The organism is Pseudonocardia thermophila (genome assembly GCF_900142365.1).
GTDB lineage: Bacteria > Actinomycetota > Actinomycetes > Mycobacteriales > Pseudonocardiaceae > Pseudonocardia > Pseudonocardia thermophila.
In genome coordinates this window covers 1-25360 of sequence record NZ_FRAP01000003.1, presented here as the reverse complement: position 1 = coordinate 25360, position 25360 = coordinate 1, and the positions used below count along the sequence as shown (strand labels likewise).

27 protein-coding genes and 1 pseudogene are annotated in these 25360 nt (G+C 72.3%); 12 read left to right on the top strand and 16 right to left on the bottom strand.

Annotated elements, in window-relative coordinates; translation table 11 throughout:
• Nucleotides 1–84: 84 nt before the first annotated feature.
• The 4 genes from BUE41_RS04515 to BUE41_RS04500 are packed head-to-tail and all read left to right on the top strand — an operon-like array spanning nucleotide 85 to nucleotide 3672.
• Nucleotides 85–1179 (top strand): ABC transporter substrate-binding protein, encoded by a 1095-nt coding sequence (locus BUE41_RS04515; protein WP_073455597.1) that lies wholly within the window; start codon nucleotides 85–87, stop codon nucleotides 1177–1179.
• Nucleotides 1176–1994 (top strand): ABC transporter ATP-binding protein, encoded by an 819-nt coding sequence (locus BUE41_RS04510; RefSeq protein ID WP_073455596.1) that lies wholly within the window; start codon nucleotides 1176–1178, stop codon nucleotides 1992–1994. The genes BUE41_RS04515 and BUE41_RS04510 overlap by 4 nt, the downstream gene beginning before the upstream one ends.
• Nucleotides 1991–2770 carry an ABC transporter permease gene (locus BUE41_RS04505; protein ID WP_073455595.1) on the top strand — a complete coding sequence of 260 codons (780 nt, stop codon included), beginning with the start codon at nucleotides 1991–1993 and terminating at the stop codon, nucleotides 2768–2770. Before BUE41_RS04510 ends, BUE41_RS04505 begins: the two co-directional genes overlap by 4 nt.
• Nucleotides 2767–3672, top strand: coding sequence for an ABC transporter permease (locus BUE41_RS04500; RefSeq protein ID WP_073455909.1), 906 nt, complete (start codon nucleotides 2767–2769; stop codon nucleotides 3670–3672). Before BUE41_RS04505 ends, BUE41_RS04500 begins: the two co-directional genes overlap by 4 nt.
• Nucleotides 3673–3685: 13 nt before the next feature.
• Here the strand turns inward: BUE41_RS04500 and BUE41_RS04495 are convergent, their stop codons facing one another.
• The 5 genes from BUE41_RS04495 to BUE41_RS04475 all read right to left on the bottom strand — a co-directional run bounded on the left by BUE41_RS04495 (nucleotide 3686) and on the right by BUE41_RS04475 (nucleotide 6803).
• On the bottom strand, nucleotides 3686–4459 hold the full coding sequence (locus BUE41_RS04495) for an LLM class F420-dependent oxidoreductase (RefSeq protein WP_073455594.1): 774 nt from the start codon (nucleotides 4457–4459) through the stop codon (nucleotides 3686–3688).
• A gap of 43 nt (nucleotides 4460–4502) precedes the next feature.
• Nucleotides 4503–5183, bottom strand: a complete 681-nt coding sequence (locus BUE41_RS04490) for a response regulator (RefSeq protein WP_073455593.1) — start codon at nucleotides 5181–5183, stop codon at nucleotides 4503–4505.
• Nucleotides 5184–5372: 189 nt separating this feature from the next.
• Nucleotides 5373–5849 carry a DUF5709 domain-containing protein gene (locus BUE41_RS04485; protein WP_073455592.1) on the bottom strand — a complete coding sequence of 159 codons (477 nt, stop codon included), beginning with the start codon at nucleotides 5847–5849 and terminating at the stop codon, nucleotides 5373–5375.
• 38 nt (nucleotides 5850–5887) lie between these two features.
• A complete protein-coding gene (locus BUE41_RS04480; protein WP_143171971.1) occupies nucleotides 5888–6118 on the bottom strand; it encodes a hypothetical protein in 231 nt (76 codons plus the stop codon).
• A gap of 106 nt (nucleotides 6119–6224) precedes the next feature.
• Nucleotides 6225–6803: a TerD family protein gene (locus tag BUE41_RS04475; protein ID WP_073455590.1), complete on the bottom strand. Its 579-nt coding sequence runs from the start codon at nucleotides 6801–6803 to the stop codon at nucleotides 6225–6227.
• 142 nt (nucleotides 6804–6945) lie between these two features.
• Here BUE41_RS04475 and BUE41_RS04470 point away from each other — a divergent pair, with 142 nt between their 5' ends.
• Both BUE41_RS04470 and BUE41_RS04465 read left to right on the top strand, forming a co-directional pair.
• Nucleotides 6946–7398: a Dps family protein gene (locus tag BUE41_RS04470; protein ID WP_073455589.1), complete on the top strand. Its 453-nt coding sequence runs from the start codon at nucleotides 6946–6948 to the stop codon at nucleotides 7396–7398.
• The gene (locus BUE41_RS04465) at nucleotides 7371–7841 is read left to right on the top strand and encodes a Fur family transcriptional regulator (protein WP_084754410.1); all 471 of its coding nucleotides are present in this window, start codon (nucleotides 7371–7373) and stop codon (nucleotides 7839–7841) included. Before BUE41_RS04470 ends, BUE41_RS04465 begins: the two co-directional genes overlap by 28 nt.
• Here the strand turns inward: BUE41_RS04465 and BUE41_RS04460 are convergent.
• On the bottom strand, nucleotides 7794–8714 hold the full coding sequence (locus tag BUE41_RS04460) for a pirin family protein (RefSeq protein WP_073455588.1): 921 nt from the start codon (nucleotides 8712–8714) through the stop codon (nucleotides 7794–7796). The two genes, BUE41_RS04465 and BUE41_RS04460, sit on opposite strands and share 48 nt — an antisense overlap.
• Before the next feature lie 106 nt (nucleotides 8715–8820).
• On the opposite strand from BUE41_RS04460, the gene BUE41_RS04455 reads away from it, so the two are divergent.
• The 3 genes from BUE41_RS04455 to BUE41_RS04445 all read left to right on the top strand — a co-directional run bounded on the left by BUE41_RS04455 (nucleotide 8821) and on the right by BUE41_RS04445 (nucleotide 12114).
• Entirely contained in the window at nucleotides 8821–10125 is a 1305-nt protein-coding gene (locus BUE41_RS04455) for a DUF445 domain-containing protein (RefSeq protein WP_073455587.1), read from the top strand.
• A gap of 1 nt (nucleotide 10126) precedes the next feature.
• Complete coding sequence (locus BUE41_RS31160) at nucleotides 10127–11155, top strand: Abi-alpha family protein (RefSeq protein WP_073455586.1); 1029 nt, start codon at nucleotides 10127–10129, stop codon at nucleotides 11153–11155.
• Nucleotides 11156–11277: 122 nt separating this feature from the next.
• Entirely contained in the window at nucleotides 11278–12114 is an 837-nt protein-coding gene (locus BUE41_RS04445; RefSeq protein ID WP_143171970.1) for a hypothetical protein, read from the top strand.
• A gap of 295 nt (nucleotides 12115–12409) precedes the next feature.
• On the opposite strand, the gene BUE41_RS04440 is transcribed toward BUE41_RS04445, so the two are convergent.
• Nucleotides 12410–15052, bottom strand: coding sequence for a PEP/pyruvate-binding domain-containing protein (locus tag BUE41_RS04440; protein WP_073455584.1), 2643 nt, complete (start codon nucleotides 15050–15052; stop codon nucleotides 12410–12412).
• Nucleotides 15053–15167: 115 nt separating this feature from the next.
• On the opposite strand from BUE41_RS04440, the gene BUE41_RS04435 reads away from it, so the two are divergent.
• Nucleotides 15168–15527 carry a helix-turn-helix transcriptional regulator gene (locus BUE41_RS04435; protein WP_073455583.1) on the top strand — a complete coding sequence of 120 codons (360 nt, stop codon included), beginning with the start codon at nucleotides 15168–15170 and terminating at the stop codon, nucleotides 15525–15527.
• Nucleotides 15528–15530: 3 nt separating this feature from the next.
• Here BUE41_RS04435 and hypB read toward each other — a convergent pair whose 3' ends face one another.
• From hypB to BUE41_RS04390, 9 genes are all read right to left on the bottom strand, one after another.
• Entirely contained in the window at nucleotides 15531–16238 is a 708-nt protein-coding gene (gene hypB / locus BUE41_RS04430; RefSeq protein WP_073455582.1) for a hydrogenase nickel incorporation protein HypB, read from the bottom strand.
• A complete protein-coding gene (locus BUE41_RS04425; RefSeq protein WP_327194743.1) occupies nucleotides 16202–16573 on the bottom strand; it encodes a hydrogenase maturation nickel metallochaperone HypA in 372 nt (123 codons plus the stop codon). The genes hypB and BUE41_RS04425 overlap by 37 nt, the downstream gene beginning before the upstream one ends.
• 8 nt (nucleotides 16574–16581) lie before the next feature.
• Nucleotides 16582–16839 carry a HypC/HybG/HupF family hydrogenase formation chaperone gene (locus tag BUE41_RS04420; protein WP_073455580.1) on the bottom strand — a complete coding sequence of 86 codons (258 nt, stop codon included), beginning with the start codon at nucleotides 16837–16839 and terminating at the stop codon, nucleotides 16582–16584.
• Between the two features lie 116 nt (nucleotides 16840–16955).
• Complete coding sequence (locus tag BUE41_RS31685; RefSeq protein ID WP_073455579.1) at nucleotides 16956–18827, bottom strand: hydrogenase maturation protease; 1872 nt, start codon at nucleotides 18825–18827, stop codon at nucleotides 16956–16958.
• The gene (locus tag BUE41_RS04410) at nucleotides 18820–19431 is read right to left on the bottom strand and encodes a DUF6084 family protein (RefSeq protein ID WP_234996960.1); all 612 of its coding nucleotides are present in this window, start codon (nucleotides 19429–19431) and stop codon (nucleotides 18820–18822) included. The genes BUE41_RS31685 and BUE41_RS04410 overlap by 8 nt, the downstream gene beginning before the upstream one ends.
• Before the next feature lie 11 nt (nucleotides 19432–19442).
• Entirely contained in the window at nucleotides 19443–20045 is a 603-nt protein-coding gene (locus BUE41_RS04405) for a DUF5947 family protein (protein ID WP_073455907.1), read from the bottom strand.
• A 37-nt stretch (nucleotides 20046–20082) separates the two neighbouring features.
• A complete protein-coding gene (locus BUE41_RS04400; RefSeq protein ID WP_073455577.1) occupies nucleotides 20083–20589 on the bottom strand; it encodes a hypothetical protein in 507 nt (168 codons plus the stop codon).
• Nucleotides 20579–22387 carry a nickel-dependent hydrogenase large subunit gene (locus BUE41_RS04395; RefSeq protein ID WP_407691648.1) on the bottom strand — a complete coding sequence of 603 codons (1809 nt, stop codon included), beginning with the start codon at nucleotides 22385–22387 and terminating at the stop codon, nucleotides 20579–20581. Before BUE41_RS04395 ends, BUE41_RS04400 begins: the two co-directional genes overlap by 11 nt.
• Before the next feature lie 7 nt (nucleotides 22388–22394).
• A complete protein-coding gene (locus BUE41_RS04390) occupies nucleotides 22395–23474 on the bottom strand; it encodes an NADH-quinone oxidoreductase subunit B family protein (RefSeq protein WP_073455576.1) in 1080 nt (359 codons plus the stop codon).
• Nucleotides 23475–23691: 217 nt separating this feature from the next.
• Here BUE41_RS04390 and BUE41_RS04385 point away from each other — a divergent pair, with 217 nt between their 5' ends.
• On the top strand, nucleotides 23692–24435 hold the full coding sequence (locus BUE41_RS04385) for a proline-rich domain-containing protein (RefSeq protein WP_073455575.1): 744 nt from the start codon (nucleotides 23692–23694) through the stop codon (nucleotides 24433–24435).
• A gap of 645 nt (nucleotides 24436–25080) precedes the next feature.
• Nucleotides 25081–25266: pseudogene (locus tag BUE41_RS04380) on the top strand (helix-turn-helix domain-containing protein); the annotation flags it as partial.
• Between the last annotated feature and the right edge of the window lie 94 nt (nucleotides 25267–25360).

The following is a 25360-nucleotide window of genomic DNA, read 5'->3' as shown; positions in this document are numbered from 1 at the left end:
GTTACACGGCGGAAACCCCTGCGAAGCGTGCCGTTCCTAGTTTTCCGGTGGCCGTACCCCGAACGCGAACCCAGGAGCGTGACCATGCAGCTGCCCCGCACGCCGCACCTCACCAGGCGCGACGTCCTCCGCTTCGCCGGTCTCGGCGCCGTCGGCCTGGCGGCCGTCGCCTGCGGTGGCGGGAGCGGCGGTGCGCCCGCGAGTGGAGGGGCCACCGGGACGGCCGCGGCCGGACAGTTCGGCGAGCTGGCCGTCCAGCTGTCGTGGATCAAGAACTTCGAGTTCGCCGGCGAGTACTTCGCCGACTCCAAGGGCTACTTCACGGAGGCCGGCTTCTCGTCGGTCGACCTCGTCGCCGGCCCGGTGGCGAGCGCCGAGGCGCAGGTCATCCAGAAGAACGTGCACGTCGGCCTGTCCGCCCCCGACGCCACCGCGCGCTACATCGTCGAGCAGGGTGCGCCGATCACGATCATCGGCGCCACGTACCAGAAGAACCCGTTCTGCATCCTCTCGATCGAGGAGGGCACACCGATCCGCACCGTCGGCGACCTGGTGGGCAAGACGCTCGGCATCCAGGCCGGCACCAACCAGTCGATCTTCGCCGGCCTGCTCGCCGCCAACGGCATCGACCCGGCCTCGGTCAACCAGGTCGTCGTGCAGTACGACCCCGCGCCGCTGACCGAGAAGAAGGTCGACGGCTTCATGTCGTTCCTGACCAACGAGCCGTTCCTGGTGAAGCACAAGGGCTTCACGCCCGTGACACTGCCGTTCGCGGACAACGGGCTGCCGTTCGTGTCCGAGACGTTCGTCGTGCTGCAGGAGACGATCGACACGCAGCGCGAGATGCTCAAGGCGTTCCTGAAGGCCGAGATCCGCGGCTGGACCGACGCCGTGCGCGACCCGGAGGGCGCGGCGAAGCTCGCGGTGGAGGTGTACGGCAAGGACCAGAACCTCGACCTGGCCAGCGAGATCGAGCAGGCCACGGCGCAGGTCGACCTGGTCCGCAGCCCCGACACCGACGCCAACGGGCTGTTCACGATCACCGAGGAGCTCCAGGACCGCGGGATCGCCGCACTGGGCGCGATCGGCATCACGATCACCAAGGAGGAGCTGTTCGACATGTCGCTGCTCGACGAGGTCTACGCCGAGAACCCGGAGCTGAAGGCCGCTGCGCAGTGACGGGAGCCGCGGCCACCGCGTCCCCGCAGACCGAGCCGACCGCCGCGACGGGGATCGACATCCGGGGACTCGCCAAGCAGTACGTCCTGGGTCGGCGCCGGGTCGACGCGCTCGCCGGGGTCGATCTCGGCACGGCGCGCAACTCGTTCCTGTCGCTGATCGGGCCGTCCGGCTGCGGCAAGTCGACCGTGCTGCGCATCCTCGCCGGCCTGGACGAACCCACCGCGGGCACGGTGACGATCAACGGCCGGCCGGCCCGGGAGATCCAGCGCGATCACCAGCTCGGCATCGCCTTCCAGGAGGCCGCGCTGCTGCCGTGGCGCACGGTGACCGGCAACATCCGGCTGCCGCTGGAGGTCGCCGGCATCGCGCCCGAGCCGGGGCTGATCGAGGGGCTGATCGAGCTGGTCGGGCTGACCGGGTTCGAGAAGGCGAAGCCCGCGCAGCTGTCCGGCGGTATGCGCCAGCGCGTGGCGATCGCGCGCTGCCTGGTCGTGCAGCCCACCGTGATGCTGCTCGACGAGCCGTTCGGGGCGCTGGACGACATGACCCGCCAGCGGCTGAACGTGGAGCTGCAGCGCATCTGGACGGAGCGACCGGCCACCACGCTGCTGGTCACGCACGGCATCTCCGAGGCGGTGTTCCTCTCCGACGTCGTGGCGGTGATGAGCCCGCGGCCGGGCCGGATCGCCGAGGTCGTACCGATCGACCTGCCGCGCCCGCGCACCCCTGACCTGATGCGCACGCCCGAGTTCCACGCCTACGTCGACCGGATCTCGGAGATCCTCTTCGGACGCGGAGCGGGGACGGGATGACCTCACGGCTGGGCGGGCTCGCCGGCGTCGCGGTGCTGCTCGCACTGTGGTGGATCGCGTCGCTGGTGCTGTTCCAGGGCAGCGGGGTCATACCGACCCCGCCGTCGGTGTTCGGCGAGTTCCTCGACGGCGAGCTGTGGGCGGGCACCCTGCGCAACACGGCGGCGACCGTGGTGTCGGCGGCGCAGGGCTACGCGTGGGGCACCGCCGCCGCGATCGCGCTGGCGGTGCTCGTGCTGCTGGTGCCGCGGCTGGACGCGCTGGTCAACCAGGTCGCGATCCTCACCTACTGCGTGCCGCTGGTCGCGATCGGCCCGGTGATCGTCATCATCGCGGGCCGCGGCTCGTCCGGCGCGTCGGTGGTGCTCGCGGCGATGAGCTGCTTCTTCACCACAGTCGTCGGCTGCCTGGTCGGGCTGCGGGCCGCGCCGCGGGCGAGCGTCGACGTGGTCCGCGCCTACGGCGGCACCGGCTGGACGGTGCTGCGCAAGGTGCGGGTGGTCGCGGCGCTGCCGAGCCTGTTCGCGGCGCTGCGGATCGCCGCCCCGGCCGCGTTCCTGGGCGCGATCCTCGCTGAGTACCTGGGTAGCGGCGGGGATTCCACGCTCGGCAAGGCGCTGATCGCCGCGCAGGCCCAGGCCGACGCACCGCTGCTGTGGTACCTGGCGTTCGTCAGCGCAGCCGTGTCCGGCCTGTGGTACCTGCTGGTCGGGCTGGTCGCGCGGCTGGTGACACCGTGGGCGGCCGGTTCCCCGGCGACGACGGGGGCGGCATGACGACCTCCGACACCACCACGACGGCTCCCGAGACCGACGCCGCCGTCCGCACCGTCGCACCCGCTTCGGTCGCCGCCGCCGTGCTGCACCGGGCCGGGCGGGCGGTGCTGACGATCCTCGTCGCGATCGTCGTGCTCACCCTGCTGTGGACGGCGCTGCTGGCCGTCTTCCAGGTCTCGACGTTCGTCGGCAAGTCGCCGTGGGACGTGTGGCAGTACCTGTTCGTCGACCAGCCCCCGCGCGGGGTGCGACCGGCGTCGCTCACGGCGGAGGCGGCGCGGGCGGAGTCGTTCTCCGCGCTGGCCACCACACTGGGCAACGCCGCGATCGGGTTCGTCTCCGGCATGGTGGCGGCCACCGTGATCGCGATCGGGATGGTGTCGTGGCGGCCGTTCGAGTTCGCGTTCCTGCCGATCGCGATCGCGCTGCGGTCGGTGCCGCTGGTCGCGATGGCGCCGCTCCTGCTGCTGATCTTCGGGCAGGGCACGCTGTCGATCGCGGTGATCGCCGGGATCGTGGTGCTGTTCCCGGCGCTGGTGAACATCGTCGTCGGCCTCACCGGCGCGCCGCAGCAGGCGATCGACGTCGTGCGGGTCAACGGCGGTTCGGCGGCGCGGGCGCTGCTGGTGGTGCGCATCCCGGCGGCGCTGCCGCAGTTCCTCGCCTCCGCCCGGATCTCGGTGCCCGGCGCGATCGTCGGCGCGATGCTCGCCGAGTGGCTCGTCGGCTTCGAGGGCATGGGCGGGGTGCTGTCGTACTACAACGGCACCGGAAACTACGGGGGCGTGTGGACGATCGTGGCCCTCGCGGTCGTCGTGTCGATCGTGCTCTACGAGCTGATGACGATCGTGGAGGCGGCCCTGCTGGCCCGCTGGGGCCCGGAGGCGGGGCTCGCCCGGTAGCGGATCGCGTTCCTCACCGCCGGGCGTCGCGCCAGGCGATCCACTCCTTCAGCAGGCCCAGGTCGTAGTCCGGGCCGTCCTGGCCGACGGTGAACAGCGTCGCGCCCGCCTCGACGAGCGCGTCGCCGATCTCGTCCGGCGAGCGCTGCACACCCACCGAGCGCTCGATCTCGGCCGGGTCGCGGCCCATGTCGGCGCAGTGCTGGTCGAGGATCGCGCTCTTGCGCGTGAACGTCTCGAGATCGCCGAACGCGTGCCAGATGTTCGCGTGCTCGGCGGTGCAGCGCAGGGTCTTCTTCTCCCCGCCGCCACCGATGAGGATCGGAATGTCGCGGGTCGGGGGCGGGTTGAGCTCGGCCCACCGCGCCGTGATGCGCGGCAGCGCCTGCGCGAGATCGGCCAGCCGCGAACCGGGCGTGCCGAAGTCGTAGCCGTACTCGTCGTAGTCGCGCTGGAACCAGCCGGCGCCGATGCCCAGGATCAGCCGCCCGCCGGACATGTGGTCGACGGTGCGCGCCATGTCGGCCAGCAGGTCCGGGTTGCGGTAGCTGTTGCAGGTGACCAGAGCCCCGATCTCGACGCGGCTGGTGGCCTCCGCCCAGGCGCCGAGCATCGTCCAGCACTCGAAGTGCTTGCCGTCGGGGTCGCCGGAGAGCGGGTAGAAGTGGTCCCAGTTGAAGACGATGTCGGTCCCGGCCTCCTCGGCCGCCGCGACCGTGCGCCGGATGTCGGCGTAATCGGCGTGCTGCGGCTGGAGCTGCAGGCCGATGCGGATCGGACGGGTCATACCGTGATCGTTCCACCGCAGCGGCCGCGGCGCGCGGCGAGCATCAGCCGGCCGCGGGCACGGGCGCGAGCACCTTGGCGGCGGTGCGCAGCAGCGCGGTCGGTTGGTTGGTCAGTCCGACGGCGCCGAGTCGAGTCGCCTCCTGCACCCGCTCGGGCGTGGCGTGGTGGACGTAGAACAGGCACGGCAGGTGGTGACCGGCGGCGCGAGCCGCCTCCAGCAGCGCGAAGCCGGCGTTCGGGTCGGGGCCGAGCTGCAGGTCGGTGACCATCAGGTCGAACGGCCGCGACGCCAGCGTCGCGAGCGCCTCGTCGGCGCTGGTGCGCACGACCACCGAGATGCCCAGCGCAGCGAGCATCGCGTGCTCGTAGCGGCTGTTGTCGGGGCGTTCGTCGACCCACAGCACCGTGCGGCCCAGCATGCCGCCCACGCTCGCGGCCTCCTCGGCGGCGGCGCGCGACTCGCGCACGACCCGGGCGGCCTCGTCGGGCGTGGTGCCCGCGTCCCGGGCGACGGTCGCGGCGACCACGGCCGCCTCGGCCTCGGTGGTCAGCGTCGCGGTGATGCCGGCGGGCGGGCTCGTGGTGTCCCGGCGCCCGGAGATCAGCCGTTCCAGGGGTCGGCGGAGCGCGAAGAACGCCACCAGTACGACCAGCGGCCACACGATCGTGCCGATCAGCCCGCCGATGGCGTCGATCACCGACGCGGTCGGATTGGGTGCCATGCCCACTCCTCGTGCAGTTGTCGTCACAGAACGCAACGACGAGGAGGCGCTGAGGTCACCCCGCAGCCCGCGTCGAGGACGACGCCGACATGATCAACAGGGCGGTTCGACCGCGGTGCCGACGCTGTCGCCGGAGTACCTGCTCGCTGCAGTGCCTACTCCGCATCCTCAGCTACTCCGCATCCTCAGCTACTCCGCATCCTCGCGGACCGTGTGCACAGCCGCCTCCTCCGCGGAGGCGGCACCACCGGAGATGCCTTCGTCGCGGGCGTAGAGCTCCTCGTCGTCGACGAAGGCTCCACCGGTGGCCGCGAGCCGGCCGGAGCGCTCCTCTCCCACCTCGTCGTCGAGCAGCTCACCGTCGGTGTCGCCGGTGTCGCCGAGCCGCTCCCCCGTCTCGGGATCCACGTCGCGGTCCCCCGCCTCCTCGGCCGCGTCGGGCAGTTCCCGGGCGAGGCGCTCCTCGATCGGCTCGCCCTCACGTTCCTCGCGCGCCGTCGTGCCCCAGTCGTCGACCGCGTACGGACGCTCGGGCGGCGACCAGCCCTCGTCGAGGACGTCGAACCGCTCCCCCTCACGGCCGCGCTCCACCAGGGTGTCCGCGGGATCGAACTGGGCGTCCTGATCCAGCTGGTCGAGGTCGTCGCCTTCGTCCGGGTCGGTCATGCGCGGCAACGGTAGCCGCGCGCGGCCCGGCCCGCACGTCAAACACCGGTGACGAGCTGGTGCCCCGCCCAGGTCGCGACGACGACCGCGACGCACACGACCAGCGTCAGCAGCGCAGCCGGCCACGCCGCCCGGCGCAGCACGATCCGCCGCACGGTCAGCGCGAGTCCGCCGAGTCCCGTGGCCGCGGCGAGCACCAGCCCGGTCACCACCGCGGCGACCGCCGCACCCGCGGAGCAGCGCGGCGGTGCGCACGGCCCGAACGCCAACAGGAAGACCCCGCCCAGCACCGCGGTGGCGACGACGGCGGCCGCCAGGACGAGGAGCGCCGCCGACGCGAGGGCATCGGCGGCGCGGATCGGTCTGCGGTCGGGCTCAGGCGACGTTGACCCCGTAGTCGCGCGCGATGCCCGCCAGCCCGGAGGCGTAGCCCTGCCCGACCGCGCGGAACTTCCAGTCGCCGCCGTGCCGGTAGACCTCGCCGAACACCATCGCGGTCTCGGTGGAGGCGTCCTCGGTGAGGTCGAAGCGGGCGATCTCGGCGCCGTTGACCTCGTTCACGATGCGGATGTAGGCGTTCTGCACCTGGCCGAAGTTCTGCCCGCGAGCATCGGCGTCGTAGATGCTGACCGGGAAGACGATCTTCGCCACGTTCGGCGCCATCGCCTCCAGGTTGACCTTGATGACCTCGTCGTCGCCCTCGCCCTCACCGGTGAGGTTGTCGCCGGTGTGCTCGACGGTGCCGTCCGGGCTGGTGAGGTTGTTGAAGAAGACGAAGTGGCTGTCGGAGAGCACCTTGCCGTTCTCGCCGAGCATGATCGCCGACGCGTCGAGGTCGTAGTCGGCGCCCGTGGTGGTGCGCACGTCCCAGCCGAGCCCCACGAGGATCCGAGTGAGACCCGGAGCCTCCTTGCTCAGGCTGACGTTCCCGCCCTTGACCAGGGTGACGCTCACGGGCTGGTTCCCCCTTCGAAGATCGCCGAACTGTGTCGACGCCCACCCTATCGGTGGCTGTGACGCGAAGCTCACCGCGACTCCTCTTCGGACACTGTCCAGAGTGATAATCTGGAGTCATTCCAGAGAAGGGGAGCGTGAGATGACCACAACGAGCATTCCCGCCACCGTCGGCACCGACCTGCAGGACACCCTCGTCGAGCTGACCGACCTCCACCTGCAGGCCAAGCAGCTGCACTGGAACGTCAAGGGCCGGCACTTCCGCAACGTGCACCTGCACCTCGACGAGTTGACCTCGATCGCGCGGGAGGCCGCCGACACCGTCGCCGAGCGCGCCGTCACCATCGGGTTCCCCCCGGACGCGCGCGCCATGACCGTGGCGAAGAACAGCCCGCTGCCCGACGCCGTCGAGGGCAGGATCACCGACGCGGCCGCCGTCGACCACGTCGTCGCACTGCTGACGGTGATCACCGACCGGCTGCGGGAGCGGATCGTCCGCATCGCCGACATGGACCCGGTCAGCCAGGACATGCTGATCGGCGTGGCGACGGACCTGGAGAAGCAGCTGTGGATGTTCAGCGCCCAGCAGGGCTGAGCCCGGCCGAGGCGCTGCGGTCACGCGGCCTGCGGGCCACCCGCCCGCGGGTCGCGGTTCTGGAAGCACTGGCCGATCTGGGCCCGCACCGCTCCGCTGAGGAGGTGCGGGCCCGCATCGCGGAAGGGCCGGATCCGCTGCCCCGCTCCAGCGTGTACGGAGTACTGGAGGCGCTGGTCGGAGCCGGCCTGGTCATGACGGCCGACGCCGGCCCGGGCCGGATGCTCTACGAGCTCGCCAGCCGCTGGCACCACCACTTCGTGTGCCGGATCTGCGGCCGGGTCACCGACGTCGAGTGCGCCGGCGACGGCAAGCCCTGCCTGAGCCCGGTGGGCGACGTGGGCTCGGTCGACGAGGCCCAGGTGATCTTCCGCGGGATCTGCACGTCCTGCGCGTCAGCTGCGCGGGCGCAGTCGGACCCGGGGCAGCTCCGGCGCGGGTAGGGGCGGCGCCGGGTGGTCGACGGTGCCGAAGCGACCGTGCGGATCGCCGCCGTCGACCACGTCGGCCTGCCACTCGCGGCGGAACCGCTCGATCTCGTCGTGGCTGCGGCCCACGAAGTTCCACCACATCACGATCTGCTCCCCGAGCGGCACCCCGCCGAGGAGCAGCCCCCGCACCGGGGTGTCCGCGGAGACGACCAGCTCGCGGGCTCCGGTGCCCACCACCCCGTGCGACGACGGCGGGACGGGCACGCCCTGCACCCGCGCCGCCCCCGCGTCGACCAGGAAGCCGTGCTCGAACGCCGGATCGACCGGTACCCGCACCGTCGCCCCGGCCGGCACATCGAGCTGCGCCCCGAGCAGCGGAGAGAACGTCGTCACCGCGGCACGCTGCCCGGCCAGCTCGCCGACGAACACCCGCAGCGTCGCCGGCCCGAGCGCGATCGCCTCCGGCTCGGCGTGCTCGAAGAACGGCGCGATCCACCGGTGCGCGTCCGGCAGCGCCACCCACAGCTGCACGCCGTGCAGCGCGGCGGCCGCGGCCGTGGACGTCTCGGTGTGCGCGATCCCGCGCCCCGCCGTCATGAGGTTGACCTGCCCGGGCCGCACCAGCGCCCTGGCCCCGGTGGAGTCGCGGTGCTCGATCTCGCCCGCGTAGAGCCAGCTCACCGTCTGCAGCCCGGTGTGCGGGTGCGGCGGTAGATCCATCGCCGTGGCGTCCGGCGTCGGACCGTAGGCGTCGGCGAAGCACCACGCCCCGACGAGGGTGCGCCCGCGCTGCGGCAACGTGCGGTGCACCGTGAGCGCCCGGGCCCCACCGAGCGGCACGTCCCGGGCCGCCAGCACCTCGATCCCCTGCCGGGTCGCCGTCATCAGCCCATGCTAGGCCGCCCCGGGACGCGAACAGGCGGAATCCGCGCGGCGCATGTCGAAGCCGTTGATCAGGGATGCCAGGATGCCAGCGGCGAAGGGGCTTCGGATGGAGTTGGCGGCGATCTTCCCTCTGGTCCAGGCGGAGGGCTGGGTCCGACACCTGTCGGTGCCGCTGTTCACCGGCGTCATCGGGTGGATCACGAACTGGACCGGCGTGTGGATGCTCTTCTACCCGATCCGGTTCAAGGGCGTCCGCGTCCCGGGCCTGAAGACGCTCTCCCACCTCCTGCCGCGCAAGGTGCTCGAGGTGCCGCTCGGCCTCACCCAGGGGAAGATCGGCTGGCAGGGGATCATCCCGTCGCGCGCGGCGAAGATGGGCAGCATCGCCGTCGACAAGGGCCTGACGAAGCTCGGCACCCCCACCGAGTTCTACGAGCAGCTCGACCCGAACGCGATCGCCGAGCACATCCTCGCGACGTCGCGGGCGGAGATCGACTCGATCGTCGACCGGCTGATGCGCACCCACTACCCGGTGCTGTGGGCGAACGTGCCGGCCGGCGTGCGCGCCGCGATCCACGCGCGGGTGGAGGCCCAGTTGCCGCGGATAGTCTACGACCTCACCCGGGAGATCGGCGAGCACATCGACCAGCTCCTCGACATCAAGCTGATGGTCATCGGCCACATGGAGCAGGACCCGACGCTCGCCAACATGATCTTCCAGGAGATGGGCCGCCGGGAGCTGAAGCTGATCGTCCACCTGGGCTTCGTGTTCGGGTTCCTGCTGGGCATCCCGCTGCTGCTGCTCACCCTCGCCTACCCGCGGTGGTGGGTCGTCCCGCTGTGCGGCGCGCTCATCGGCTGCACCACGAACTGGCTGGCCATCGCCGTGATCTTCGAACCGGTGCGGCCGGTGAAGCTGGGGCTGTTCACGCTGCAGGGGCTCTTCCTCCGGAGGCAGCGCCAGGTCGCCGACGTGTGGGCGGGGATCATCGCCGAGCGCATCGTCTCGCTGAACAACATCGGGTACGAGCTGTTCCACGGCCCGCGCGGGGACCGCACCCGAAAGATGATCGAGAACCTCATGCGGCCGTTCGTCGACCGCGCTGTCGGGATGGCCCGCGTGCCGGTGAGGGCGGCGATCGGCGCCCGGGCGTACGACTCGATGGCGCAGCGGGTGGTCAGCGAGGCCGCCGCGGTCGCCAGCGCCTCGTTCCTCGACGCGGAGTTCAACGCGAGGCAGAGCGAACGCATCCGTAACCTGGTGGCGGAGAAGACCCGCTCGATGCCGCCGTCCGACTTCGCCGAGATGCTGCGCTCGGCGATCAAGGAGGACGAGTGGCTGCTCATCCTCCACGGCGCGGCGCTGGGCGTCTTCGCCGGGTTCGCGCACTTGATCGTCTTCGGAGTCTGAGATGAACCGAGCGGACACGAACGGGCAACCCGTCGGGCAGCGGCGGGGAGTGCTCGGCCGGACGGTCGGTGCGCTCGGCGACGCCCTGGGCACCGCGATCGGGGGCCCGCTCGGGGACACCGTCAGCTCCACGGTCGACCGCACGGTGGGCGCCGCCGTCGACGCCGTGGAATCCGCGCTGCCGGCCGGGACCGTCGACCGGTTGGAGGCCACCCCGATCGGGTCCGTCGTGCGGGCGGTGCCCGACATCGCGAAGGTCACCGGTGAGCTCCTGCGGCGGACGAACCGGGTCGCGATCAGCACCTCACTGCACCTGGGCGGCATCGTCGTACGGGGGGCGATCGACGGCCGGTCCGCGGACGTCGTGGTCGAGCAGCTCAACGCCGAGGCCAGGGCCACCCTGCGCGAGCTGCTGGGCGTGGGCGAAGGGTCCGACCCGCTGCCGACGCCGCTGCGCGAGCGCATCGGGCGCACCGGCCGCGACACGCAGATCGGCCTGCCGGAGCGGCTGCACGCGCTGCTCGACGCGTCGGCCGACGTCACCTGCTCCGATGACGGCCATCCCGCCTACGTGCGGTTGCTCTCCGAGCTCTCCCCCGACGAGGCCCGCATCCTGCGGCTGTTCGCCGAGCGCGGCCCGCAGCCGTCGGTGGACGTGCGCACCAAGCGACCGTTCGGCATCGGGTCGCAGCTGGTGGCGCGGGGCATCACGATGATCGGCCGGTACGCCGGGTGCACCCACGTCGACCGGGTGCCCGCGTACCTGAACAACATGTTCCGGCTCGGCCTGATCTGGTTCTCCCGCGAGCCCGTCCCGGACCAGTCCGTCTACGACGTGCTGGAGGTGCAGGAGGAGGTCGAGGCGGCGCTGAAGCGGGCCGGGAACGGGGTCACCGTGCGGCGCAGCATCGAACTGACCGCCTTCGGCGCCAACCTCTGCGCGGTGTGCGGGCTGTTGCCCATGGAGCAGAGCACCACCGGCGCCACTCGGGAGACCGTTCACCAACTGCCACCACCCGACGAGCACTGACCACCACATGATGCAGGGTCGATGACCCGTTCGGATCAACGACGTAACGCCGAGATACGACCGAGCGACGTAACTCCCGAGTTTGCCCACGTCCATCGCCCGATCGGGGCGAGGACACGAGCGTGTCGGGGGACGCCATGAACGGGGCGATCGACGCCGTACGCGTGCTGATGGAGGAGCCACGCGCTCCCGCTGCGTTCCTCGCCGTGATCGTGCTGATCACCGTCGCGTCGCTCGTCGCGCACCGGGTCCGCACCGCACGCCGGCTGCGGGCCGTCGGGACGACCGCCCGCCGACCGTGGCCGCCCGCGGTGCGCGCACCGGAGCCGGTCGCCGCACCCGTCGCGCAGGTGCGGCTGCGGGCCGTGCCGGAGCCTTCCGACAGCGGCGGCGAGCCCATCGGCACACTGCTGCTGACGGTGACCCCGGACGGCCCGGTCGCGGCCACCCTCCCCGCCGACCTGCTCGGCCTGGAACCCGGGTTGGGGATGCGGGTGCGCCGGGCCGACCTGGAGCTGGACGCCCTCGTCGCCGCCCTGCCCGACGAGGCCGCCATCACCCTCGACGACCTCACCGCCGCGCCCGCCGACGCGGACCGCAACGCCCGCTTCCGCGCCGCCGTCGACACCACCCGGCCGCTGCTGCCGTGCGCGGTGATCCTCACCGGACCGGACGCCGCCGCGCCCGTCGTCGCGCTCGGGACGCTGGCGCTGCGGCCGCTGCTCGCCGAGGAGCCGCTGCTCGCCTCCCTGCTGGCCGGGGCGGTCGCCACCGGGGCCGACGACATCGACCGCAGCGCGTTCGCCACCGCGCTGCTCGCCTCCGTCCGAGCGCGGCCGATCAGCACCCTCGTCGACCTCGACGGGCTGGTGACCGACGATCCGTGGCTCGCGGCGAACCGCGCCGAACTGCGCGTCCAGTACGCGAGCTTCCTCGGCAACCAGGCCCGCAGCGCCTGAGCCCTGGCCGCGAGTCGTGGATTCCAGGCCGGCGGGTTGCGGCTTCCGCGGCACCGAGCCGCGGAGCTGGTGACGGCGCCCGGAAGGCGGCAACCCGCCCGGTCGGGCCATCTCGCCGACCCGGTCCGGGCAACTCGCCGACCCGGTCCGGGCAACTCACCGACCCGGTCCGGGCAACTCGGCGGCGCGGTCCGGGCAACTCGGCGGCGCGGTCCGGGCAACTCGGCGCGCGGAATCCACGACTGGCCGTCACCGAACCCGCAACTCGCCGGCCTGGAAACCACGACTCGCGGCGCTACCGGCGGCGCCGCTTCCTCGCCAGCGCCACGAGTCCGGCGACCGCCGCGCCGGTGGCCAGCGCGAACGCCCAGCCCGGCACCCCGGTCCCGAACTGCGGCACGGCACCGGGCACCGCGGGTTCCTCGTCGAGCAGCGTGACCGTGCCCGCGTCGCCGTCCACCCGGACGCGGGCGCCGTCGGGGATGCGCTTGGTCGCGACGCCGGTGCCGAGCACCGCCGGGATGCCGTACTCGCGGGCGACGATCGAGCTGTGCGACAGCGGCCCGCCGATGTCGGTGACCACCGCCGACGCCATCGCGAACAGCGGGGTCCAGGCCGGCGTGGTGATGCCGGCGACGAGAACGTCGCCGGGTTGCATGCGGCCGAAGTCGGCCGGACCGGACAGCACCCGGGCGGGTGCTGTCACGCTCCCGCCGCTCGCCCCGGTCCCGGTCAGGACGGCGCCGGTCTGCTCGTCGGGGTTCGCCGGGAGGAACGCCTCGAACCGGTCCATCAGCGTGCCCTGCGGCAGCGTCTGCGGCGGTGTGGCGCGACGCTGCCCGCGCCAGATCTCCTTCCGCCGCGCCACCTCGCCCTGCCGCGGCCGGCCGGTGAGCAGCTCGTCCTGCCGCAACCAGAACACGTCGTCGATCTCGTCGATCACCCCCGCGGCGACGCAGCGACGGCCCAGCTCGCGCAGCACCCGGCGCAGCTGCGGCCAGGCCAGGCCGATGTCGGCGAGCGCGTCCTCGCGCAGCGGCGCGACGCACTGGGCCCAGCCGAGCAGCTTCGTGAACGCGGCCCGGCGGAGCGGGTCGAGCCGGGCCACGACCTGCGCGGTCAGCTCGTCGCGGCGCCGCGCCGAGCGGGCCTGTCGCTCCCGCGGATCGGTGCCGTCCCCGCGCAGGTAGAACCGCAGAGTCTCCAGCAGCGGCGCAGGATCGTCGGCCGGCACGGCGGTGGCGAAGTCCAACGTGTAGGTCGTGTGCCCGTACGCATCCAGGTGCGCCTGGAACCGGGCCCACCACTCGTCCCCGTCCGGCCCGGGCGGCAGATCCTCGGGTCCGCTGGTGAGCAGCGCCTCGGCGATCTCGGGCCGTGAGCGGGTCCACACCGCGAGGTCGTACAGCGAGGTCTCGGCGCGGATCGGGGCGCTGTCGAAGCCGAGCAGCAGCGTCGTGGCGGGCGGGTCGTCCGGCCGGCGGACCAGCGCGTCGTAGAACCGGGCCAGCGCCAGCTCGCTCGACGCCGCTTGCGGGATGATCGTCTGCACCGCCGTGTAGTACTCGGTGCCCGCGTCGAGCAGCCGGATCGCCGAGTCGAGCAGCTCGGCATCGGAGAGATCGGGCAGCGACCGCGCCGACTCCTCCGCGACGATCCGCCGGTACCGCGGGTGCGCCACGTCGCGCCAGCGGGCCGGCCCGGCCCCGACGAGCGCACGCACCGCACGCACGCTCTGCAGGATCAGCTTGCGCATCAGCGGACGCGGGTAGCGGTAGTAGGCGTAGCCGTTGATCGTGGGTAGGGAGATCTCCCCGTCCTGCACGGCGTCGTCGCCGAAGGACTCGCGCATCAGCTTCGGCAGGGTCCGGCCCACCGAGGCGTCGACGAGCTCGGCGAACAGCGGGGTCAGCGGATCGGGCAGCTGCTCGACGATGCTCGCGCGCACGTAGATCGCGTCGTCGGGAACCGGCCACTCCGTCGGGACCGGCCCCGCCGGCTCGGGCAGCGCGGTGATCGGGCGCGACTGCACGATCGCGAACTCCCCGCCCGCGCGCGCCCACTCGATGTCCTGCGGCGCCCCGAAGTGCGCGGCGATCGCGGCACCGAGCCGGGCCAGCTCGATCGCCGCGGCGTCGTCCAGCACAGCGGCGGTGCGGCGCGGCCCGGTCAGCTCCTCCTCGCGGGTGCCGTCGTCCGTCGCGACGGTGATGACGCGCTTCTCCGCGGTGGTGCGCGAGCGCACCTTCCCCTCGGCCGGATCGACGACGAGATCGTCGGGCGTGACCGTGCCGCTGACCACCGCCTCACCGAGACCCCACGCCGCCGACACGACGGTCTCGGTGCGTCGCCCGTTCACTGGGTTCGCGGTGCACACGACGCCGGCCGCGTCGGCGGGAACCATCCGCTGCACGACGACGGCCAGCGCGACCGCGGCCGGGGCGATGCCGAGCCGGGCGCGGTAGGCCATCGCGCGGGCCGTCCACAGCGAGGCCCAGCAGCGCTGCACCGCCGTGGACAGGTCGTCCGCGCGGACGTTGAGGTAGGTGTCCTGCTGACCGGCGAAGCTGGCGTCGGCGAGATCCTCCGCGGTGGCCGACGACCGCACGGCGAACGGGCCCAGCCCCAGCTCCGCGACCGCGGCGGCGATCTCCTCCGCGATCCGCTCGGGCAGCGCGACGGACTCGATCAGCCCGCGGATCCGGGCGGACGCCGCCTCGATGTCGGGATCAGCAGCCAGCGCGAGCAGCCGGTCCCCGATCCCCGACTCGGTGACGAACGCCCGGTGCGCCGCGGTGGTCAGCACGAACCCGGGCGGCACCGGGAACCCGCCGCGGACCAGCTCCCCCAGGTTGGCACCCTTGCCACCGGCGAGCTCCACGTCGTCGCGGCCCAGCTCGGCGATGCGGCGGACCAGCGCCGCGGAACCAGCGTCCATGCACCCGCATTCTTCGCCCGCGAGACCACCGGTGCACAAGCCGACTTGTGACCCACGACACACGATGGGAGGCTGCAGGGTTCGGGCATCCCCCGCCCGGGACGGAGGCAACCCGATGGCCGTTCCCGAGCCGCGCAACTTCCTCCAGCCCTGCCTGCTCCTGCTGCTGCGGGAGCGGGCCGACCACGGCTACGAGCTGGTCTCCCGGCTGAGGCCCATGCACGACACCGAGAGCGACTCGGGCGGGGTCTACCGGGCGCTGCGGGCGCTGGAGCAGCGCGGATTCGTCCGGTCGGAATGGTGCACGTCGGGCTCGGGACCGGCGCGGCGCACATACCACCTCACGGTGGACGGTGCGGCGCACCTCGACGAGCAGGTCGCCGAGCTGGAGCAGATGCACGAGGCGCTGCACCGGTTCCTGGACCGCTACGCGCGCTGCACGAGCGAGCGGACCGCGCGCGGAGAGGCGGGCTGACCCTCACCCCAGCGTCCGCAACCAGGCCACCCACTCGGCCATCCCGTCCCCGCGCGTGGCCGAGACCTCCACCACCGGCACCCCGGGCCGGGCCCGCCGGGCGTACTCCACGCACCGCGCGACGTCGAAGTCGACGTAGGGCAGCAGGTCGACCTTGTTGACCAGCAGCAGATCGGCGGTGCGGAACATGTGCGGGTACTTGAGGGGCTTGTCCGTGCCCTCGGTCACCGACATGATCACCACCCGGGCCCGTTCCCCCAGGTCGAACAGAGCCGGGCAGACGAGGTTGCCCACGTTCTCGACGAACAGCAGCGCGCCCGGCTCCGGGGCCAGCTCGCGCAGTCCGGTGGCGACCATGTCGGCGTCCAGGTGGCATCCCGCGCCGGTGTTGATCTGCAGCGCGCGCACCCCGGTGGCGGTGATCCGCTCGGTGTCGAGCACCGTCTCCTGGTCACCCTCCAGCACCACGACGGGCCGCACCCCGACCAGCTCCCGCACGGTCCGCTCCAGCAGCGTGGTCTTCCCCGAGCCCGGGGAGCTCATCAGGTTGACCGCGACGATCCCCTGCTCGGCGAACGCGGCCCGGTTGCGGGCGGCCAGCAGGTCGTTGGCGGCCAGCAGGTCCGCCTCCAGATCGACGGTGTGGGTGTGCCCGTGGCCGTGGCCCGGCTCCGTCACCCGGGTCCCGCCGCATCCGCAGGTCGCGCACATCCCGTCCCCTCCTCCGACCGGTAGCCGACGTCCCGGATCCGCAGCTGCTGCCCACCGCTCACCGCGACGTCGGCGCTGCCGCACGCGCACAGCGGCAGGACCTCGTCGGTGACGAACGCGCGGCCGCAGCTGCGACAGCGCGCGTCCCCGAACGGTTCGTCGATCTCCAACGCGGCGCCCTCCAGCGTCGTCCCCGGCGTGACCAGCTCGAACGCGAAACGCACCGCGTCGGGCACCACCCCGGACAGCTTCCCGATCTCCAGCCGCACCCGGTGCACGCGCGCGGCACCGAGCCGGCCGACGATCGTGCCGACGATCGACTGCGTGATGGCCATCTCGTGCATCAGCCGCGCCCGAACGCGTCGTCCACGCCGGTCACCCAGCCCAGGGACGCCGTGGCCACTCGCTCGTCGATCTTCTCCAGGGCGAACCCCATGTGGATCAGCACCCAGTCACCGACGGCCAGGTCGAGCGGCGCGTCCGGCCCGTCGCGCAGCAGCCCGACGTTGATCGCGCGCGACACCCCCTCCACGGTCACGAGGGCGAGATCGGGATGGCCGGCCGCGAGCTCGACCACCTCGCCGGGGATGCCCAGGCACATGCGTGCCCCCTACATCCGGCTCATCTCGCGGTAGCGGCTGATCTCGGCGCGCGAAGCGACGATCAGGCCCACCGCCACGGCGAGCGCGAGGGTGAGCAGGATCAGCAGCACGGTCTTCATGGAAGACTCCCTCCGGGGACGGCGGATTCCAGCAGCAGCGCGACCAGCTCATCGGCGGCGACCAACGCGGGTTCGACGGCCGCGGCGACCGGTGGGGACAGGCCGATACCGTCCTCGAGGTCGGCGGGTTCGCACCCGAGCACCAGCACCCGCCCGACCGACCGCTCGACGCCGGTGGCCGCGGCGAGGTCGTGCAGCAGGCCGAGGACGACGTCGGGGCGCATGTCGTGCGCGTCCAGCATCCCGGGTGCTCCGTCGATCAGGTCGTGCTCGATCCGGTGCAGGGTGCCGGGCGGGCTGCCGCGCTGCACCGCGTCGACGAGCAGCAGGCCCGCGTAGCCGTCCAGGAGCCGGTGGGCCAGGTGCACTCCGCGGATCCCGACGTCCTCGACCTCGACCCCGGCCGGAAGCCCGCCCCGGGCGAGCAGCCGGTGCACGACCTCCACCCCGAACCCGTCGTCCGAGCGCAGGATGTTCCCCACGCCCGCCACGAGGACGCGCACCGGCGACGAGGACGACCTCGGTGTGGTCGGATCGCCCTGTTGATCACGGTGACGCCGGGCTCGACGGGGCTCTTCTGCCGCGGGCTCCAGCTCCTCCGGCCGGAAGTACCGGAACCGACCGTGCGCCAGCTGCAGCTCGGCCGCCGGGTCTCCGTCGATCGAGACGGCCACGTGCGTCCCGCCGTCGACGTCGTGGACAACGGCCTGGACGGTCGCGCGCAACCCGGCGAGGAACGCGTCCTGCGCGTCCGCCGATGGGCGCGGCCGCAGCACCACCGCGCTCCCCCGCGCCACCGGCACCCCGCCGACCAGCGCGGAGTCGGTCGCCGGGTCGGCTGAGGCATCCGCGTCCTGGTCCCACCACGGGGTGGCCCCCGCCGGGGCGGCGCCGGGATCATCATACCCGGCCCGGGCCGGGTACGGGGGCGCCTCACCGGCTGCAGGAGCGACGGCGCGCAGGGTGCGGATCGCGCCGTGCAGCCGCTCCAGGTACTCCGGCGGCAGCGCATCGACGGCGTCGACGATCGCCGCCGCCCGTGGATCGGTCGCACGGGCCTCGGCCTTCTCGGCGTCCGTCAGCACCATCGTGCGCAGCGTCAGCAGCTCGTCGTTCTCGGTCCCGTCGAACAGCTCGATGCCCGATTCGGGCGCGATGGCCGCGTGGTCGGCGAGGATGATCGGCGCGGAGAGCAGCAGGTCGGATCGGCCCTCAGTTCCGGCGAGCGCCGGCCACAGGTGCTCGCTGCGGCACTGCGCGACGAACCCGCGTGCCCACTCCGGGGGATCCGTCGGCGACACGAACGCGCCCGGGTCGGCGGCGAGCAGCACGTGGGTGCCGATCAAGGCGGCCCGCAGCGCCTCGTCCCGGCTCGCCCCGGGGGCCGCGATGGCGGTGTTGCGGACATCGATCCGCAGCTTCAGCACGTCGTACGGGCCGGGCAACTCCTCGGCCCGGACGGCGACGCGCGCCGTGAGCGGCCACCGCGTCCGGGTCACGTCCCCGTCGACGCGCTCCGCTGCGTCGACGACGATCCCGAACTCCGCACCGGCGAGCAGCTGCGACCGGGTGAACGTCGCGTCGGCCTGCCCTGGAGTCCCCTCGTCGTACGGTTCCCCGCGCCCGGTCCGCCGCTCCAGGTGCAGCCAGCGCACCCGCACGTGCAGCTCGCCGCGCAGCTCCACCAGGCACTCGGTGCGGTTGGCCGACGCCTCGCCCGACTCGGTGCCGTACCCCTGCGGCATCAGCACACCCCACTGCCAGCGCACCCGGTTCTTCTGCGCCGACGCCCGGTACGGGTACAGCAGGTAGCCCTCGTGGAGCACCGCGTCCGCGACGGCGGCGACCTCGGCGAACCGGTCAGCCATCACCCGCCTCCTTCAGCAGGCGCTCCAGGGCGTCGTCCCAGGTGGGCAGGGTGTGCGCGGAGCGGTAGGCGCTCAAGCGGTCGAGCGTGTCCCGGCGCAGGCGCACCCAGCCGCCACCGGGGTGGAACGCGTCCATCGCCGCCCGCCACACCCCCACCGGCAACCCGTGTGCGGCCTCCTCGTGCCACGGCACCAGCCCCACCTGCACCCCGGCGTCGCCCGCGTAGAACAGCGTGCCGGAGAACAGCAGCAGGAGCGGGATCTCGCCGTCGTCGAGCGAGTGCAGGTAGCGGGCGGCGGCGATGTCCAGGTCGTAGGTGAGCGGCACGGTCACCGGCACCGTCACCGACCCGACGAACGACGGCGTCAGCACCGGCACGGTCGCCAGCTGCAGCGGCTGCAGCGTCTCCCCCCAGCGCTCGGGCTCGCCGAACAGATCGGCCAGCCGCGCGGTCTCGGCCGCGCTGTACCGCCGCGGCCGCGGATCGATCCGCAGCTGCACCCGCAGCGCCGCGGTGTGCACGCGCCGTCCCGTCCCGTCGCCGACGCGCAGATCGAGCGTGATCGCCGGACCGGCCGAGCGGGTGTCGGCCCGCGACCCCACGCACGCGAACGTCAGCACGGCCGGGCCCGCCCTCCCAGCTCGGCGAACAGGTCGTCGATCGCGGCCCACGCCTCCTGCCCGCCGTCGAACCCCCGCCAGTGCAGCCGCACCAGTCCGACGAGCCGGTAGCAGGCGTCGATCGGCACGAGCAGGCACGTCCGCGGCTCCCGCCGCACCAGCAGCGCCTCGACGTCGGGCACCAGCTGCGCCGCCAGCCCGCTCGCGCCGATGCCGTCCGCCCACGCGGTCAGCGTCAACTCGCTCTCGGTGGCCCCGGCCGGGCTCGGATAACACGCGACCACAGCGCCGCGCACCGAGTTGTGCAGGAAGAACGCCAGCCCGACGGGGATCTGCAGCGCGTCCCACTGCGCGTCGGTGAGGGTGGACCCCGGGTCGGTGAGCACGCGGTCGGGGACGCGGGCGTACCCGCCCCCACCGGCGCCGGGGTTGTCGAACAGCACCCCGCACGGCCCGCACGTGCACAGCAGCCGCCGCTGCGCCACCTGCACCAGGTGCGGGTGCTCGGGCGGCAGCGGGGTCGCGCACAGCTCGCACCGCAGTTCGACCTCCGCCGGGACGGGATCGGTGACGAGGAACCGGCGCAGTGCCCTCACGACGGTGCCCTCACGACGGTGCTCCACGACGGTGCCCTCACGGTGGCCGAACGCCGATCTGCAGCAGCGGCGGCTCGGCGGCGCGCTCGACGAACGCTGTCCCCACCGCGTCCGGGGCCGCCGCGGTCACCTCCTCGTCGACGATCTCCCGCACGGTCGCGGTGCCGCACCCGGCGGCGGGCAGCGCCACCCGGACCGTGCCGTCGACGTCGATGCCGAGCAGCTCCACCTCGGCTCCGTGGGCACCGAGGCGGCGCCGCGCGGTCGCCACCGCGTGCTCGACCCGGGTGCGCAGCGGCACCGGATGCAGGTCGTGCAGGGCCAGCAGCCCGCCGACGAGCGGGTCGGCGGCGAGCCGGTGAACGAGCCCGTCCCCGGCCGCGGCCCGCACGATCGCGACGGCCTGCTCCAGTCCGGTGCCGTAGAACCGCAGGAGCAGCCGCACGAGGTCCTCGCCGACCGGGCGGACCCGGGGACCGAGCCGGTCGAGGGCTTCCTCGATGCGTTCGGCGACGACAACCGGGTCGAGCGGGTCAGCCGGCATTCAGGCCGCCCGGCGTGTGCGTGGTGTGGATCGCGCGGCCGTCGCCGAGGTACATGTGCACGCCGCAGGGAAGGCAGGGATCGAAGCTGCGGACCGCCCGCATGATGTCGATGCCCTTGAACTTCTCCCGCGGGTTCTCCTCGAAGATCGGGGTGTTCTGCACGGCGTCCTCGTACGGGCCGGGCGTGCCGTAGACGTCGCGGACGCTGCCGTTCCACGGCGTCGGCGGGTACGGGTGGTAGTTCGCGATCTTGCCGCCGCGGATCACCATGTGGTGCGACAGCACCCCGCGCACCGCCTCGGTGAACCCGCAGCTGATCGCTTCGTCGGGGACGGTGAACTTCTCCCAGGTCTTCGTGTTGCCGGCCCGCACCTCGGCCAGCGCCTTCTCGATGGAGTGCAGCGCGACACCCGCGGAGTAGGCCTGGAAGTAGGTGCGGGCGCGGTTGCGCTCGATGGCGTTGGAGAGCGGTCGGCCCTGCTCGTCGACCGGGGGCCGCCACTCGAAGCTCACCTCGGGCTTGAGCGCGGTGCGCGGCAGGTTGATCTCGACGCTGTGCCCCGTCGCCTTGACGAAGCCGCAGTCGACCAGGCCGGACAACGCCGTCGACCACAGCCGGGCGAGCGGGCCGCCGCCGGTGTCCAGTGCGAGGTGATCGGTGCCGTCGAACCAGCGCGGCGACATCGTCCAGGAGTACTTGTCGTCGAAGTCGCGCTTCTGCGGATCGGGGATCGTGTGCTGGTTCCACGGGTGCCGCTGGTCGACCGGGTTGCCCAGCGGATCGTGGGTCACGAACACCTCCTGGTCGACCCAATCGCGGTAGAACGAGTGGCCGAGCAGGATGCGGATGCCGAGGTTGATCTCGGTGAGGTCGTTGGTGACGAGCCGGCCGTCCACGACGACGCCCGGGGTCACGAACATCTTGCGCCCCCAGTGGGTCATGTTGCGGTAGGTGAAGTCGCAGTGATCGGGGTCGTTCAGCGAGCCCCAGCACCCGAGCAGCACCCGCCGCCTGCCGACCTCCTCGTACCCCGGGATCGCCTCGTACATGAAGTCGAAGAGATCGTCGTGCATCGGCACGACCTTCTTCATGAACTCCACGTACCGCATGAGGCGGGCGTAGTAGTCGGTGAACAGCTGGATGGTCGCGTGCGTGCCGACCCCGCCGGGGTACAGCGTCGACGGGTGGACGTGCCGGCCCTCCATCAGGCAGAACATCTCCCGCGTGTACCGGCTGACCTGCAGCGCCTCGCGGTAGAAGTCCCCGCTGAACGGGTTGAGCGCGCGCATGATGTCGCCGATGCGGCGGTATCCGTGCTCGGCCGCGTGCGGGCTCTCGGTGCGGTTGGCGAGCTCGAGGACCCCGGGGTTGGTCTCCGCGATCATCTTCTCGCAGTAGTCCACCCCGACCAGGTTCTCCTGGAAGATGTTGTGGTCGAACATGTACTCGGCGGCCTCGCCGAGGTTGATGATCCATTCCCCCAGGTGCGGCGGCCGCACCCCGTAGGCCATGTTCTGGTTGTAGACCGAGCAGGTGGCGTGGTTGTCGCCGCAGATCCCGCAGATGCGGCTGGTGATGAAGTGCGCGTCGCGGGGGTCCTTGCCCTTCATGAAGATCGAGTAGCCGCGGAAGATCGACGAGGTCGAATGGCACTCGGCGACGCGGCCGGTCCCGAAGTCGATCTTCGTGTAGATCCCGAGGCTGCCCACGATCCGGGTGATCGGGTCCCAGGACATCTCGGTGAGGCCGGTGGACTGCGGGTCGGTCCCCGAGTGCTTCGGCTGTGTGGTCGTCACGGTGTCCTCACCAGACCTTCGCGTAGCCGGTCGTGAGCTCACGGCCCTTGCGGCGCCACTTCGGCTCTGTGTCGAGCTTCTTCTCGGTGATCCTGCGGAGCCTGCGGACGACGCTCCCGTAGGACCTGCTGGCGACGCTGGACACGAGGCTGCCGGGCGGGGCGTCCATGAACGGCATGAACTTGTCCGGGAAGCCCGGCATGGTGCAGCCGATGCAGATCCCGCCGACGTTCGGGCAGCCACCGACACCGTTGATCCAGCCGCGCTTGGGCACATTGCACTTCACGACCGGCCCCCAACAGCCCAGCTTCACCAGGCACTGCGGCGAGCCGTACTCCTCGGCGAAGTCGCCCTGCTCGTAGTAGCCGCCGCGGTCGCAGCCCTCGTGCACGGTCTTGCCGAACAGCCACGTCGGGCGCAGCGCCTCGTCGAGCGGGATCATCGGCGCGGCGCCGGTGGCCTGGTAGAGCAGGTAGAGGATCGTCTCGGCCAGGTTGTCGGGATGCGTCGGGCAGCCCGGCACGCACACGATCGGGATGCCGGCCTTCGACCGCCAGTCCCAGCCCAGGTAGTCGGGCACGCCCATGGCGCCGGTCGGGTTGCCGGCCATGGCGTGGATGCCGCCGTAGGTGGCGCACGTGCCGACGGCGAGGACGGCCAGCGCCTTGGGGGCGAGCCGGTCGAGCCACTCGCTCGTGGTCATCGGCTGGCCGGTCTCGGGGTTGTTGCCGAACCCGCACCAGTAGCCCTCCGGCTTGATCGCCTCGTTCGGGATCGAGCCCTCGACGACGAGCACGAACGGCTCCAGCTCCCCGCGCTCGGCCTTGAAGAACCACTCGATGAAGTCGTCGGCGCCGCCGACCGGCCCGTTCTCGAAGTCGATCAGCGGCCAGTGGACCGCGATCTTCGGCAGGCCCGGCAGGGCACCCAGCGCGATCTCCTCGATGCTCGGCTGGGTGGCCGCGGTGAGCGCGACGGAGTCGCCGTCGCAGGACAGCCCGGCGTTGATCCAGAGGATGTGGACGGGGGCCTCTGCGGCGGGACCCACCCCGCCGGCTGCGCCCTGGGTGTCGGTCGGTGCGGACATCGGTACGCCCCTCATGGCGCCGCGGCGGGCGCACGGATCGGCGGGTGTGGTGGCCGTCACTGTTGTAGTACCGGTCGGCCGCCAGGACTAAGTGCCGCCGACAGCTATCGGACGCCCGCCTCCCCCGACCGGTCTCCGCCGCGTCCGGACCCGGGTGAGGCAGAGGTGACCGTCCGGGTACTGGGCGAAACCGCTCGTCACCTCTACGGTTCGCTCCATGACTGAGCCTCCGCAACCACCACCAGGCCAGTGGGGCGGCCAGCCCCCAGGTCCACCGCAGGGAGGGGGCGCGCCCTACGGCGGACCGCCTCAGGGCGCGCCGCCCGGGTACGGCCAGCAGCAGCCCCCGCCGTACGGCAACCAGTACGGCGATCCGCAGCAGTACGGGAGCCCGCAGCAGTACGGCGGCCAGCAGCACGGCTACTCGCCGTACCCGGCGAACGGCGACCAGTCGGGCTACGGCCCCGGCCACGGCACGCCGGTCGAGCGGCCGGCGGACGTCGAGACCTCGTTCAAGCTGTGGATCGCGTCGGTGATCGTCGGCCTGATCAGCTCCGTGATCGCCTTCATCCAGATGCCGGCGATGATCGACGCGGCGATCGCCGCCCAGCCGCTGCCGACCGGACTCAGCGAGAGCGACCTGCGGTTCGGCATCCAGATCGGCATCGTGGTCGGCATCGTCGTCGGACTCATCTTCCTCGCTCTCTACCTGCTCTTCGTGTTCAAGATGCGGGCCGGGCGGAACTGGGCGCGGATCGTGCTGACCGTTCTCGGCGCCCTCTCGGTCCTGTTCACGCTGATCTCGTTCGGATCCGTGATCCAGCAGTTCTCTGCGGGTGCACTCGGCGCCGTCTCGGCGATCCTGACGATCGGGCAGCTGCTGCTGATCATCGCCGCGATCGTCTTCATGTGGCGCCCGGCGGCCGCCGCGTACTTCAGCCAGAGCCGCGCGGTGCGGTGAGCGGCGCGGCTCCACCGCGCACCTGCACTCCTCGATCCTTCGTCTCGATCCTTCGTCGGCCGCTGGGGCCCGCAGCGGCCGACCCGTGCTCCGCCGCCCGTGCTGGCGACGAGCGTTCTCCAACTGGCCTCGGCGCCCCGTCCGCAGCACCGCGGGCACCCGGACCGACGTCCTCCTCGATCGTCGTCATACCGGTGACGACGCCGTGCACCTGCTCCGCGACCACACCGGCGTCCTGATCGACCGCACCGGATCGCTCCGCCCGCGAGAGCCACCCGGCGATCGGCGATCCCCGGCCCCGCCGGGCCGTGCCCGGCCTACCCGGAAGTGCAGGTTCCGCCCGCTCACGCGGCGCAACGTTGCGCACCGCGTGGTACGGGCGAGCCTCACCGGGCGGACTGCACCGCGCGGCGGCCGATCTCGCGATCGCGAACGCGAGCACTCGTCGGGGCGGCGCGGGCGGACAGGTCGCGAGCCGGCTCCCTCCAAGACGGCCGGCAAGCGGAAACACGTCCTTGACGACTAGGTGTAGTGACTCAGGACGTTGTTGTCAGTGCTCGACGGCGTGTCGGCTTGAACGAGGGGAGGGCCTCCGGGCGAGGTGGGTGTGTCTGAGGCACCTACTTCGAACCCAGGAGGCCCTCCATGGCGCACCGTAACGCCCGCACCACGGTCTATGCCCGCCGGCTGATGGTGCAGCGTCATCTGGCCGGTTGGTCGCAGGCGCGCATCGCCGAGCAGCTGGGGGTCTCTCGGCCAACGGTGAGCAAGTGGATCGGCCGGTACCGGGCCGAAGGCGAGGCCGGGCTGGAAGATCGTTCCTCGCGGCCTGAACCGTCCTGGGTTCGCGAGAGGCTGAGGTTCAGGCCACCTCGCCCCGTTGGGCGATGGTGTCACTATACATGACTTCCCACTCTATGGGTGT